The 14,404-nt window shown below is 36.4% G+C and carries 13 protein-coding genes and 2 pseudogenes; 14 read left to right on the plus strand and 1 reads right to left on the minus strand.

The features are described 5' to 3' along the window. The 14 genes and pseudogenes from DW125_RS13605 to DW125_RS13670 form a co-directional block, all read left to right on the plus strand. The coding region (locus tag DW125_RS13605; RefSeq protein WP_207658365.1) for a VirD4-like conjugal transfer protein, CD1115 family at positions 1-1,455 on the plus strand (1,455 nt) is incomplete at its 5' end. Between the two features lie 15 nt (positions 1,456-1,470). After that, positions 1,471-3,354, plus strand: a complete 1,884-nt coding sequence (locus DW125_RS13610; RefSeq protein ID WP_117538485.1) for a pLS20_p028 family conjugation system transmembrane protein — start codon at positions 1,471-1,473, stop codon at positions 3,352-3,354. Between the two features lie 26 nt (positions 3,355-3,380). Beyond that, positions 3,381-3,629 (plus strand): annotated as a pseudogene (locus tag DW125_RS14610) (DUF5592 family protein); the annotation flags it as partial. A gap of 72 nt (positions 3,630-3,701) precedes the next feature. Beyond that, the gene (locus DW125_RS14315; RefSeq protein ID WP_147323706.1) at positions 3,702-4,235 is read left to right on the plus strand and encodes a hypothetical protein; all 534 of its coding nucleotides are present in this window, start codon (positions 3,702-3,704) and stop codon (positions 4,233-4,235) included. 9 nt (positions 4,236-4,244) lie between these two features. Then, entirely contained in the window at positions 4,245-6,167 is a 1,923-nt protein-coding gene (locus DW125_RS13620; protein ID WP_117538487.1) for a VirB4 family type IV secretion system protein, read from the plus strand. Continuing rightward, positions 6,167-7,261, plus strand: a complete 1,095-nt coding sequence (locus DW125_RS13625) for a glucosaminidase domain-containing protein (RefSeq protein ID WP_117538488.1) — start codon at positions 6,167-6,169, stop codon at positions 7,259-7,261. The genes DW125_RS13620 and DW125_RS13625 overlap by 1 nt, the downstream gene beginning before the upstream one ends. Positions 7,262-7,358: 97 nt before the next feature. Further along, the gene (locus DW125_RS13630; protein WP_117538489.1) at positions 7,359-7,838 is read left to right on the plus strand and encodes a hypothetical protein; all 480 of its coding nucleotides are present in this window, start codon (positions 7,359-7,361) and stop codon (positions 7,836-7,838) included. A 28-nt stretch (positions 7,839-7,866) separates the two neighbouring features. Continuing rightward, positions 7,867-8,181 carry a hypothetical protein gene (locus DW125_RS13635; RefSeq protein ID WP_117538490.1) on the plus strand — a complete coding sequence of 105 codons (315 nt, stop codon included), beginning with the start codon at positions 7,867-7,869 and terminating at the stop codon, positions 8,179-8,181. After that, on the plus strand, positions 8,181-8,978 hold the full coding sequence (locus DW125_RS13640; RefSeq protein WP_117538491.1) for a hypothetical protein: 798 nt from the start codon (positions 8,181-8,183) through the stop codon (positions 8,976-8,978). The genes DW125_RS13635 and DW125_RS13640 overlap by 1 nt, the downstream gene beginning before the upstream one ends. Further along, complete coding sequence (locus DW125_RS13645; RefSeq protein WP_117538492.1) at positions 8,971-9,885, plus strand: DUF3991 and TOPRIM domain-containing protein; 915 nt, start codon at positions 8,971-8,973, stop codon at positions 9,883-9,885. The genes DW125_RS13640 and DW125_RS13645 overlap by 8 nt, the downstream gene beginning before the upstream one ends. Continuing rightward, the gene (locus DW125_RS13650; RefSeq protein ID WP_117538493.1) at positions 9,851-10,972 is read left to right on the plus strand and encodes a hypothetical protein; all 1,122 of its coding nucleotides are present in this window, start codon (positions 9,851-9,853) and stop codon (positions 10,970-10,972) included. The genes DW125_RS13645 and DW125_RS13650 overlap by 35 nt, the downstream gene beginning before the upstream one ends. Then, positions 10,965-11,273, plus strand: coding sequence for a hypothetical protein (locus DW125_RS13655; protein ID WP_117538494.1), 309 nt, complete (start codon positions 10,965-10,967; stop codon positions 11,271-11,273). Before DW125_RS13650 ends, DW125_RS13655 begins: the two co-directional genes overlap by 8 nt. 151 nt (positions 11,274-11,424) lie before the next feature. Beyond that, positions 11,425-12,252, plus strand: coding sequence for a hypothetical protein (locus DW125_RS13660; protein ID WP_117538495.1), 828 nt, complete (start codon positions 11,425-11,427; stop codon positions 12,250-12,252). A gap of 576 nt (positions 12,253-12,828) precedes the next feature. Further along, positions 12,829-13,347: a hypothetical protein gene (locus DW125_RS13670; RefSeq protein WP_117538497.1), complete on the plus strand. Its 519-nt coding sequence runs from the start codon at positions 12,829-12,831 to the stop codon at positions 13,345-13,347. 311 nt (positions 13,348-13,658) lie between these two features. On the opposite strand, the pseudogene DW125_RS13675 reads toward DW125_RS13670, so the two are convergent. After that, a pseudogene (locus DW125_RS13675) lies at positions 13,659-14,234 on the minus strand (hypothetical protein); the annotation flags it as partial. Positions 14,235-14,404: the final 170 nt, after the last annotated feature.

Consider the following 14,404-nt stretch of genomic DNA (forward strand, 5'->3'; position numbering starts at 1 on the left):
GATCCCTTGCATTCTATGGGATTTAATCCATTGGAGCAGATTAAAGAAGAATATATGAATGGGAATTACGCAGAGGCAGAATTACTGGCACAGGCATTCAGTTATTCTATTTTTAATCCAGATAGCCCGGCAAATACAGATTCTTTCTGGCAGGATACATCTTCTTCATTGTTAACTGCATTGATATTAGCACATGTAGATGATTGCCTGCGAGAACACGAAGAAGAAAAGATAAATATGTATTCAATCATCAATACTTTTACAGAATTAGCCACTATCACAAATGAAAAAAATCCAAATGTAACGGCACTGGATAGTTATTTTGCGCAAAGACCGGCATTGGATCGTGCAAAAATGAAATATGCTGGTATTCAGGTTACCGGAGATCGTACAAAGGGATCAATATTTGCATCCATGCTTACTAAACTTACAATATTTACTTTTGAGAATATTGCAAAAATGACAGCTAAGAGCAGTGTACAGCTAGAAAATATCGGATTTAGTGAAAAACCAATGGCAATATTTTTAGGTATTCCGGATTACGATAAATCGACACATTTCTTGGCAACGGTGTTTATACGTCAATTAACATTTGTGCTGGAAAAGAAAGCTACCAGATCAAAAACTGGTAAATGTGATAGACCGGTGAAGTTCATTTGTGATGAATTTGGAAATTTACCGGCAATAGAAGGTATGGCGAATATTATTACAGTATGCCTTGGAAGGAATATATCATTTGATCTTTATATTCAGGCACATTCACAAATGAAAAAGCTGTATGGTGACGATGCAGAAACATTGATGGGAAACTGCGGAAATCACATATTCATATTAACGAATGATGATGCAACTGCTAAAAACTTTTCTGAAAATCTGGGAAATGAAACGATCGTAGATATCCAAAGATCGGGAGATAAACTGACAATGAAAAAATATTTTTCGGAATCAACAATGGAAAAGCCATTACTTAGCATGAACCAGTTGGAAGAGTTGCAAGAAGGTGAGTGTGTAATTAAGCGTGTGATGAAGCGGCGAGATCTGAAGGGACACAGAATTCGACCGACACCGATTTTTAATTCTGTAGAATCTGGAAAAGTATTTTTGTTCCGTTATGAATATCTGCAAAATACATTTCCAAATCCGGATCAGATTGATATGAATAAAATGAATCCGGAAGACTGCAGTTACATACAACTGGAGAATATTGTATTTGATTACCGAAAAGCATTTGCTCATTTTCAAAATGGTGGGGACAGTCGGTCTGCGGAACCAAAAAAGTTGTCCGAATTGTCAAATTGTGATGAAATCATTCGCTTGACAAAGCATATGTTCGGCATAGATGTAAATACGAATACATTTATTATAGATCTGATAAAAGTAATAAATGATAGTGATGCAAAAAAAGAAGATAAGCAAGCCATGATCAGTATGATCGAGTTCAGTATGGCAGCTTAGAGGAAGGATTTGATTATGCACAGGAAAAAATATTACATAGGTGCAGCGTTGATTGCAGCATTGGTCATTCTGTTTCCAGCAACAGCATTTGCTGTAGACGAAAAAGGCATATTGAAAGTGCTCATGAGGAACAATGATATTCTTGCAATCAACAACATAGTTTCATCAGCAGTCCGGTGGTGTGGATGGTCACTAGTGAAAGGGCTGGCATGGGTTGCCACGAATGCAGCTAATTTATTTGATAATTGCTTTAAATTAGTGGATTTCACAAAGTGGGGGCCGGTAGAAAACTTTATCAAAGCATGGAAACCGGTATTTGTATCATTAGTTTCGCTATCGCTGCTTTTTCTTGGCATTGTACTTATCTTTTGGCATGAAAAGAAACCAAAGTTTGTCATGAATCTGTGCCTGGCGGTATTAATCGTATCGTCTTCCGGCTATCTGATCCAGCAGTTGAATGGCTTTCTTGCTGATGATATGCGTAGTGCAATCGTGAACGATAATGCGGCGGAAAAATCAAAGGGCATTGTATATGACATGGTGGGTTCTTCCGTATTTGACCTTATATATTTAGATGATCACATTAAAGGTGGTCTTATGAATATGACGAAGAAAAATCGGGTTACCTATTCCGATTTTTCAGAAGATGATATGGCAATGATTGATATCAACGAAATAGTGAAGCCTGATGATGTGAAAGAAAGCTCAAAAGATCTGATGTCTCACAGAATCCTATACAGACAGGATAATATCCAGGTAAAAGAAAGTTATAACGGAATTGCCTGGACAGATTTATTAAATGAATACTATTACCGGTATAACATACAGTGGTTTAACTGCATATTAGGGTTATGTTCTCTGATATTGATCTATGTCTGCCTGGCATATAAAGTAGTTCGGATTATATACGAAATCGTGATACAGCGAGTGCTTGCAGTATTATATTCCGCTAATTTATCAAATAGCCAAAAGACGTTAAAAATTATGGATAGCATTAAAGACAGCTACATTACGTTAGTTCTTGTGATGATATGTTTGAAAATATACCTGTTAGCATATAAGTTCATAAATCAGACAGGATTTTCAGGATTCACACAGGCTATGATCCTTCTTTTTATCGCTTTTGCGGTAATTGATGGACCTAATATTATCCAGAAACTTACTGGTATTGATGCAGGATTATCTTCCGGAACCGGAAAAATCATGGCAGGTATTCAGGCTTCCAGAATTGCAGGAATGATGATGAGTAAAGGACTTAGCGGAATGACAAATAGCAGTACTTTGGATAAAGAGAGTCGTACGAATAATACGGATCAGAGCGCAAAGGCAAATATTGCAGAAAATATGAATCAGAAAAATGCGGAAATGCCTGGAGAAGCAAGTACAAATGCAAACGAAACGAATGAAAATCAAAAAGAAGAAAATAGCCAGAATGATGCTGGAAATGCTATGAATTTGCAAAATAACAATACAGATCCGGAAATGGAAAACGCAGTTGATTCCGCAGAGTTAGGAACGGAATCTGCAAATTCTATAGAAAGCTTGAATGGGGCAGATAGCGGAGAAATGACAGGGGCAGAACTTCCGGAGTCTGAAAGTATAGATGCAGAGATCCCGATTTCTAATGACATGATGGATAGTTTGAATGGCGTTGATCCGTTAAATAAAAATGCAAATCTGGAAGATATGAACAAAGAAATCAGCCATCCGGATGAGTTGACAAAAAGAGATATCAATCATAATGGAACGGTAGAGTTTGACGGACAGATTTTTCATCAGACATGGAAAGGTGTGTTAGAAGCAGATTCTTCTAATGGAAAAACGATGGATTCTACAAGTAAGACACAAGGACAGATGGAACAGAAGAAGACAGCTCCAAAGGATATTTTTAATCCATAAAAAAATGGCAGGAAGGAAGAAAGGCAATGCGATATCTGGTAGCAAAAGATATTAAATCCGAAACGAAGGTTTCAAAAAATATTTATATTTACGACTTTTTCTTTATCTTAATATACATGAGTGTATCACTGGTGCTTGCAAATTTAGTGCACCCGTCACTTAAGATTGTTTTTTTCATTTATTCTTTGGGGATGGCTGTGTTCTTAACCGCAAAATCTTACTATAACAAAAAAAGGCGTAATTACGAAAGCGTCATGATTATGCTGCGGAGAGATAAAGAAAGTTATTCCCCGGTCTTGAATAAAAGCCGGAGGCGGGAACGTATAGAGAAGGAAGAGGGATACCAAATGAAGAAAGGAAAAAAGGTAAAAAAAAGTATTCTTGAAAAAATAGATGTTGCAGAGTACCTGGAGGAAGGCTATTACCGGATGAAGGATGGAACTTATATGAATCTTGTTCAGATCAATTCAAAAGACCTGATCAATTCATCGGCGGATGAAGTGGAGTACGATTGCATGAAGTTTGCGAAGTTGTACAAGCTGTTTGAAAATGACTTGAAATTGGTAGTGTTAAATTTCCCTTGCGATACAAAGGAACAGCAGGCTTATCTGCAGCGGAAAATAAACGCAACGAATAATCAAATGTACAGAAAGTTCCTGCAGCAGAAATATGATGAGCTTGTATGGCTGGCGAAAAATAATACAACCAGAGAGTATTATTATATGGTTTATGCGAAAACACAGGAAGAGATGCAAAAAGAGATGTTGACATTGAAATCTACGCTTCATCTTGGAAATGATGGATTATTACTGGAAATACCGGAAGAAAAAAAGCACAAAATATTATACCGCTTATATAATAAAAATTCACTAGTCGCATAGGAGATAAGGATGTTTAGGAAAAAGAAAAAAAAGCAAAAGAAAAATAGTTATGATCCATATTTGATGGAACGAATCCAGCCGCAGGGGGGAGTCACATTTGCGGACAGTCGCTATGTATTAACCGGAAGCGGATATGAGACATGTATACACATATATGAATTTCCGCAGAAACTGGAAGAGTTTTGGTTATCCAAAATTTGTAATATCAATAACACGATCACAACCGTTGATATTGCAACCGATAATATTATCGAGGTGCAGAAGAATATTAACAGGTCAATGAGAGAGCAGCAGAGCCGCTATATGGAAGCGACCGATTTTCAGGAAAAATATAATGCTAAGCAGAGATATCAGGAGATGGAACGACTCTACGATGAAATATCTGCAATGGGTGAAGTAATCAAATTATTACATGTCCGTATTTTTGTGGCAGATCCATCCTGGAATCAGTTGGAAGATAAAGTAAAAAATATCATGGCAAAATTAGAAAGTGGTGGATATAAAACTGCAATTTTCCTGAATGAATCCGAGACAGAGTGGATGTCTGTATTTCGTTCATATAACCGTCAGCAGCAAGAACCTTTCTTTACATATGGACAACCGTTAACTGCAAGTGTTGTGGCGGCCGGAAATCCGTTTCACTACAGCTCCTTAGAAGATCCGACAGGAGATTTTCTGGGACGTACGCCATGTGGTGGAAATGTTTTATTTAACGAATTTACAAAAACAATTACAAGGCTGTACTATAACTCCATTGTTTTCGGAACAATGGGTTCCGGAAAATCTACTCTTTTGAAAAAACGTTTTCTGAGCAATGCGATCAAAGGAAATTATGTACGTACATTTGATATTTCCGGAGAATTTACGATCCTAACCAAAACACTTGGTGGCAAAGTAATTAAACTGGATGGAACAAATGGCGTATTAAATCCATTAGAGGTATTACGTGCGGAAGACAATGAAGGAATCTCCTTTATCCGGCATATCTCTAAGGTTTCCACTTTGTATAAATATCTGGTGGAAGGAAATACAAGCGTAGAAGAAATCGTTGAGTTTGAAGAGCTTTTGAGAGAACTATATAAGAATTTCGGAATGGAATTGAAAAGTGGACAGGCTGTTACCCAGATTACTGGATTGCCGGCGGACAGATATCCGATTTTTTCAGATTTTCTAAAATTTCTTGATAAAAAAATAGAAGAAATGCAGGAAAGTACCTATGTAAATGAAGTAGGGATGGAGCTGATCAAGAAAAAATTAATTTTGGTAGATAAGATCCGGCGTGTGATTGGAAACGTTGTTGAAACATATGGATCCTTATTTGATGGGTATACATCTATTGACAATATATTGGATGAGCAAATCGTAACTTTCGATTTGTCAACCGTAAAAGAAATGAAAGCATCGATTTTTGATGCACAGATTTTTAATATGATCTCTCTGTGCTGGGATAACTGTGTAACGAATGGAAAGTTAATGTCAGAAATGTATCGAAAAGGTGAGATTGAATTAGAAGATATTACCAGTTTCCTGATGATTATTGATGAGAGCCATCGATGGCTGAATGCTAAAAAAAGACACGCGCTGGAATTAATTACCATTTATTTACGAGAGGCAAGAAAATTTTTTGGCGGCATCATGTTGGCAAGCCAGTCCATTCGTGACTATGTTCCGGAAGGATCTGCAGATGAGGCAATCGATGATTTGAAAAAGATTTTTGAATTGACACAGTACAAATTTATATTTCATCAGGATTCCAACACACTGCCGTTACTTGACCGGATATTTGAAAGTACATTGACCAGATCGCAGCGAAATAAGATCCCTAAATTGGAAGTTGGCGAAAATATCTTATGCATTGCATCGGATAAAAATTTGGAGTTCCGCGTGCATCTGACGAAAGAGGAAGAAAAGCTGTTTAACGGAGGCGTTTAGTGGATGTTACAAGGAAGATAAAAAAAACAATATTTATAATAGGAATTGCTGCGTTGGCATTAATGCTGATCGGAGTCACTACAACAACACAGAGTATCGTAATGATTTTAGGTATCATTAATGGAGAAAACGAGAATGGAAATGATGATGTTCAGGATGTAGAAATCGATTTAGATGGGATGCCGCCCTGGGTTACAAATGAAATCTTGGTAACTAGTTTGCAACTGCAGGAAAAATATGGAATCTATGCTAGTGTGACGATCGCGCAGGCTCAGCAGGAAGTTGGCGGTACATGGGATGGAACGTCTCTATACAATACAGCGTCAAAAGAATATAACTTATTCGGACTCAAAGCAACGGGAACTGGAAGTAGCTGGAAGGGTGAAGTCACATGGGATGGAACCAGAGGAGCCACCGGTACATATCGAAAATATACGTCCTACTCGCAAGGACTGAAAGATAGGGCGAGGCTTTTACTTACTTCTTCAGCTTATAAAAAGATAGCAGAAACAGCAAGAAAGAGATCTGGAAGCCAGGCACAGTTAGAAGCATTATCAAAATCTCCATGGTGCGAGAATCAGTATAATACTTTGAATATGTATATGAAAAAATTCAATCTTTCCAGGCTGGATCATATGACTGTGGCAGGATTATCTAATACCGATAGCACCGGAGGCGAATCTACCGGAGGGCAGGATCTGAAGCACGCTACAAAAAAACAGAAAAAGGTATATAACGTAGCCATGCAGGGAAGTTTGTTTGGCTGCCGTGGCGGCCAGTGTCAGAAATGGGTTGCTACGGTATATCAGAAAGCGTTAGGTGGACGGTATAAATCTATATGCTGTGCACACAATGGTTGGATGACATGGGGCGTATCTACTTCGACAAAAAATATTCCGATTGGGGCAACGGTTTATAACAGGGGTTCCGGAAAATCGGGAAGCTGCCACGCATTGCTCGGTCATGTTGGTATATATGTTGGCAACGGCATGGTTGTGTCGAATACCGGTATTTGGAAAAAACAGACATTAACTTCATTTGTGAAAAATGGATGGTTTGGATGGGGTTGGAACGCAGGCGAACCATTGAATTAATAGGTTGCACCAATGGATAGGCTGGTGTATCACACCGTAACCATTTAACGATAGATTCCTTCCGGCTGATCCGGCCGGAAGAGAAAGGAGAAGATGGATGAAATCAAGAAGAATAATAGGAGTATTACTTATTATATTTGCAGTTGTATTGATGGGCATTATCTTTTTTGGAATGCCTGGACAGAGTAAAAAATCAGGAGAAAACGCAAAAATAGAAAAAGTTAAAAAAGAAAAAATACGTACTAATAATGAAGAGAAAAGTGAAGAAGAAAAGACACAACAGGATGAATATCCACAGGAAGAATCAGAATTGAGTGATATTAAATGTGAAATCTGTGATATGCGGACGGAAGTGAAAGAGCAGATAAAAAATTATGCAGCATTTGAAAATGCAATCAAAAACTGGATGCTGATGAATGGATATACAAATGAAAAAATTATATCCAGAAATGATGTGACCACACAATATGATTCGGGGAAAAAATTATATTGGATGATCTTAGAAAAAGGAAACAAATCTTTTTACGTTGTGGAAGATATGCAAAGCGGAACTTGTAAAACCATCGACAAGAAATAAAAATGTAAACAAATGAGGAGTGAGGAAAATGAGACAGATGTATATATGTTGTCCGAGTGACAAGAAACTAGCATGTGAAGCAATTGCCAGAGAAAAATATAAAGATATGAAGATCTGTAAAGATCTAATGATGGCGGATGTGATGTTTGTCGTTGGGCCACCGGAATCCTGGAGTGAAAAAATGTGTCAGGATATGGAGTGGGGACGGACAGTGGAAATGGAATTGAAATACGTTAATGAAAAAATGGTAGATTCGAAATTCTATGAAGCGTTAATTTCTGAAAAAAAGACGGTTCAGATGTTACGCTCAGAGAAAATCTATGATTATGAGAGGGAACGCTAATGGCAAGCGAAAGAAAAAAACGAAACCGTAATATATTTTTCTCAATCGTTCTTTTTCTTTTTATTGGAGGATATACAGTTTTTTTTACATCCAGATTTTGGCTGCGTATTCCGGTTCAGTCTGGAAATGCTACGAAAATAGGTACTACAGTAGATTGGAATGACCGAGAAGTAAAATTGATCAGATGGGAATATTCTAAGCAGCAAAATGAAATGGAAGTGGAACTTGACATTACAAACAAAAGATATGATGGAATTAACCGATACAAGTTTTCGGCAGTGGATCTGAATGGAAATCCTCTATATGTCGATAAGATCATTGAAGAAGATGACTGGATAGTGTTGCAAATAAAAGATCTGCCAAGTCGTTGGTCCGATATCTCACTTCGGATGGACATGCCGAAAGAGAGTGAAGACACGACGTTAAAACTGTATAGCAGCTTACAGGATGTAAAAAAAGTTGGAAAAATTGAGAAGAGATCCCGAACAGAGTATAAAGTCTTGCGCTGTGACAGCCAGATAGCAGATTATAATAAGAAGATTCAAAAAGCGGAACAAAAGCAAGGCAAACTGAATCAGGAAAATCTCCGGATTGATGATAAGATTGCAGAATTAAAAGAAAAGGAAACTTATCAAACAGATGAGGAGAAAGAAAATACAGAGCAATTGATATCCGATGCAGAGAGCCAGAAGCAGATGAACACGGATGAAATGGAAGAATTGAAAAACAAAGTAACGGAATATCAGCAAAGAGTATCTAACATTGAAAAACAGAAAGAGAAAATAGCAAATGAGTAACGTTTATCAGATCATAAAAGAACAGATCCGGATTATTGATTATGCACCACGGCTGGGATTTACTGTGAAACGAAAAGGAAAATATTATAGTTTGAAAGAGCATGACTCTGTGATCATAGATCCGGAAAAAAATTGCTTTTGGCGTAATTCTGTTCCGACTATGGGAACTGCGATTGGGAGAGGCGGATCGATCATTGACTTTGTTCTTGAGTTTACCAATATGGATCTTCATGAAGTATTAAAAGTGCTGACACAGGAGATTGGTGGAGCAGAGCAATTGTCACAGCTTCCGCAATTTGAAATCCGGTCAGCAGATAAAAAAAGGATATTCCGGTTACCGGAGAAAGACCAGCATATGCATAATGTTTTTGCGTATTTGGTTAAGACAAGAAAAATTGCTCCGGATATAGTGCAGGAAATGATTCATAGAAAGCAGTTATATCAGGATGTCCATAAGAACTGTGTGTTTGTCGGATATGACCATGCAGAAAAAGAAAAGCCGGTATTTGCCTGTCTACGCGGAACCAATACATACAGATCTTTTTATGGAGACGTTCCAGGATGTGATTATAAACAGGGAATATATGTAGATAACCAGGCGGCCGCTATATATATCACGGAAAGTATGATTGAGAGCTTATCAGTCATGACGCTTAAGCGAGAACATTGGAAAAATTTCAATTATCTTGCTCTAGCTGGTGTCGGAAAAGTGGAAAGTATATATTCTTATCTGCCGGATAGGAGTATAAAGGAAATCTGGATCGGAACAAATAACGATCACGGTGGAAAGCTGGCTTGTGATCTCCTGAAAAAGATCATAGGAAAGGAAAGACCGGATGTTCAGATTATAGTAGATCTTCCGGAACAGGAAAATGATTGGAACGACTTGCTTAAGAAGAAAGGATAAAGATATGCTTGTTTACGTTGGGAATACAGAAAAAGGCTATTGGACAGAAGATGTAGCGAAAAAACATGGATGGCAGGTAAAATACATAAAATCCAGTTTGCATATAGAAGATCAGGTAAATGATATATTGTCCTGTGAAGGGTGTAAAGTGATTGTGTATGATATTGGTCAATATGCTACTCCGGCAAAAGAAATTGCTGAAGTGATCAAAAAAATACAACTTGCGAATCAGGCATTGCCGGTGATGGATGCGACCGATATTAACAGACAGAGTGATCTGATCATGCATTTAAATTATCAGGGGATTTTTACATGTGTATTTTGTGATCGTTTGGCTGATAAAAAGGAAGAACTGGAAGCGTGCATTGCCGGGAAACGTACAAGACCAGATATGGGACAGAATTTTGAAGATGAAGTTGAAATATCACAGAAAAATAATGATATTGCTAATGCAAAGACTATAGGTGTAGTGGGAGCTATAAAGCGGATGGGAACTACTACGCAAGCTATACAGCTTGTGAAATATCTCATATATAGCGGATACAAGGCTTGTTATATTGAAATGAATGAGCATAAATGGGTAGAAGCACTAGTAGAAGCATATGAAGATGTGGAAGTTGATCCGGTGAATGGAAAGGCGACATATCGGGGAATTGATATGTACTATAAGATGGAAAAACTTCCGGATATTTTGCAGCAAGATTATGATTATTACATATACGATTATGGGGTGTATGATGACCGTGGATTCAATAAAATTTCATTCCTGGAAAAAAATATACAGATCAGCGTTGTCGGCGTTAAGCCTGGGGAATTTGAAAAAACATACATGTTGATTGAAAATAACTTCTATCAAAAAATGGCATACATTTTTAATTTTACATCAGAAGACCGGGAAGAACAGGATGATATTTTAGAATTGATGGGTGATAAAAGGGACAGCACATTCTTTGCGAAAGACTGTAGAGATCCATTTAAATTAACACATCTTGAATTATATCGTGATATATTGGATGATCCGGAACAGAAAAAAGAAAAGAAAGCGAAAAAGAAAAAAGGCTTTTTCAGAAGAGGAAAACATGAGTAAATACAGGAAAAATATAGTGGAAGACATTCAGGCAAAAAATGACTTCCAGGAATCACAGAGAGAGCTGAAGAAAAAGCATCATATAGATGATGCTGAAGAAAAAATTATAGTAGAAAAAAGCAGCGTATTCCGTACGTTGGTAAAAGTGATCGGGACGCTGATCCGGATTGCAGCGACAATAGTGATCGCTGCACTGGCAATAATAGGACTTGCCGGGCTTATATATCCGGCACCACGAACAGAGCTTTTTAAAATCGGAACAGAAATGTATCTGCAGCTTAGTGCATGGATCCCAAAATAGAAAAAGGGGCAAGTCTTGGCGGAGACTTGCCCGAAAGGAAAAATGCTTACGTTATGTACTTATGAAAAAAGATTCTCCCTATGCATCTATATTAATGAAAAAATGTATAGATGTCAATATATAAAATGGAAATTAAGGAGGAGGTGAGCGTATGAGAATCAAATATAGTTTGTTACCCAAATTACGAAATTTAACAAATAAGGAGATGGATTTCTTCCTTTGTATTGCAAAGGTTCAGGATATCAGCGGTAACATTTATGGAGTACACTATAAATATATATGTAAAAAAACTGGCATGTGCAAACAGAGCTTTTATAATTCTCTGCGCTCACTGTCTGAAAAAGGAATTATCACTTATGAAAAGAAGACGGAATCAGATTATGATATCGTCATATTAAGAAATGATTTTTCATATCCGGAATCATTCAAGGAAGGTTATGTGAACCTTCACCGACAGGTATTTCATCAGAAGAAATTCCAAAAGCTGAAGGCAAATGAAAAATATCTCTTAATGGAGCTCCTTAAGCGGACGCATGAAAACCGGAGCAGCTATCAGGTTGGTGTGCATAACTTTTATAAGATATTTCGGGAAATGTTATGCGTAACCAGTAGAGTATTGCGTTACTATATACATTCCCTGAAAGAGTTCTTTTCTATTGGCATCAAGGATAAAAAATACTATATGACATACCGTCATTCCGTATTTTCACCGATGCAGAAGCAAGGTGTAGAGGAGCAGGAATTTGAGTACTTTGTGGCAACTGAATGTAGAAGAAATCGTTTGCAAAGCACACAGCAGGAGCTGGCTGACACGGCAAACTTATTGAAGCAGTACCGTCCGATGTTAAAAGAGGAAGGAAAGTCGCTAAACGCATTGAAACGGATGTTGGCATCTGCAATCCGGATCAATGGTGAGAACGGTAATCTTCTGAACTGTCGATACGTACATAAAATTTTAAAACAGAGCATTATTGGATAAGCAACAGATCTTTCAGCATAGCTGTCAGGTCTGGTTTAAGTGGAAGAATATGGTCTCCAGGAAAAGGAAAGCTCTGAATCCGGGGAAAACACAAGAAAAATAGCATAGAGTTAATCGTAAAAGCAGCCTATAACGTAATATGGATGCTTTTTCTTTTTATTGAACAGTCCAAAATCATGTACATATTTTAAAGATCGGTCTAAATCCATTCCGGATATCAGAAATTAAGTCTAATCTGATGATCATAAATTGCGGAATCAAGTCTAAAAATGTTCCTGCCATTATTACCAGAAAACCTTATTTATAGGGCGATACAGGGACGTAGAAAAGCAGAGCATATTATTCCTATATGCATATTCATACTATCCTATATATTATATTTATGCTAAATTGGATAAATTTCTTGGGAAAGATACAGATTCATATCTATAAATGGAATGGAATATACACAGAAAGAGATTTCTATAAAAAAGAAAAAGATATGGGACGTTGCTTTACGGTTAAGGAAGACCAATATTTACATATATCTGAAGTTCATTTATACTATATAATATAAATATGAAGGAATAAAAATACATGAGAAAAATAACATTTACATTTGGAAAGAAAAGAAGTTATGAAAGATACTATGAACAGTATATGAATTTAATAGGGATGGACAATTTGGAAAAAAGTAGAAGTTTAATCATTGAAAAGATTAAAAGAACTGCTGCAAAAGCAGGTGGAGATCAGTCCCAACGGGAAAAAGAACGTACAATTGTAGAAACTATGAAAGCGGATATTAAAGGATTTGAAAATTCACTTAATAGAGAGGGTGATATTGCAATTCTAATTGGGGTTGTTACTTTGATATTTACTGCTATTGATATAAAGGCGGAAGGAATATTGAATAAATTGGCAATGATTATAGTTATAATAACTGGTATAATTGATGTTTATATGGGATATCTTATTATTGTTAGAAAAAGAAATGCAGATAAAAGAGGCTTTTTATTATCTATATTGGAAGATTGGAAGTATGATGATGTTAATGAAAAAGAGAATGTAAAAACAGTTAATTTAAATTTTATATATAATTTTCGATTATTCGCATAAACACTATACTTTCAAGCAATTTGAAGTATAGAAAATTATTCAATTTACCACGAATTTACCACGATTGAGTGAGCCTTGATATGACAATAAAATAGCACTAAAAAGACACCCTTAACACCTAAGCGGTGTCTTTTATTAAAAAGCAGTCAATCCTAAGACTAACTGCTTTGTGTGTATGGATATGAAATTGTCAAACTGAAATTTCTTGCTATTCCCCAAATATACTTGCTAAAATAGCAAGTGTAACCATTTCAACACGGCTTGATACAGTACATTATAATGGATATAATACATTATCTAAAAATGTCATTTTATTTAGGTACATCTACCGAATAGCTTAAACAGTCACCTCTTTTGTTACTTTGTAAGTCATTGTAATACCATAGATACATGACTCTGTCATATACATTGATTTCAATTACACCGTCCGGTTTTTGTCCTTCTACTTCCAATGAATAGATTTCTTTATCATGTGCATAGCCGTAAACAAAACGCTTGCTTGGATAATCGGGGTTTAAGTCTTGTTGGAAATCACTTAATTTCAAAGAAGAGTGAATAAGCTCTGTAATATCATCTAACAAAATTCTATCTCGTTTCGTTGTAACCGGTGTAGCATTTATAAATTCGTATTGTGTATGCCCATTCTGTATCTGCTTTTTACAACGAGCCATTACTAAGCCTTGAATATCATCGTTATCATTTCCAGCCCGATAGAAAATCGTATCATATTTTTTGCCTTGCCATATATGCAAGGTTTCATCAACATGATTAAGAAAATCAGCAGGAACCGAAAGTTCCTCATTTTCAGCATTCAAAGTGGAAAGTTGAATAGCTTCTTCAATCGTGTCATAATATACAAGCTTGGCATTATTTTTATCATAATCATTTATCGTAATGTCTTTTATAATAGCTTTTCATATATTATATAATCAATCTTTATAAGTCCTTTTATAAATTTCTTTTCTACCATTTTCGATAAATTCCTGTTTAATATTTTTAATTCCATAAACAATAGTTTCAATAGGATAATATTCTTCAACTATATCTTGATATTCTT

Source organism: Dorea sp. AM10-31 (genome assembly GCF_003435815.1).
In the GTDB taxonomy this organism is placed as follows: domain Bacteria; phylum Bacillota; class Clostridia; order Lachnospirales; family Lachnospiraceae; genus Dorea_D; species Dorea_D hominis.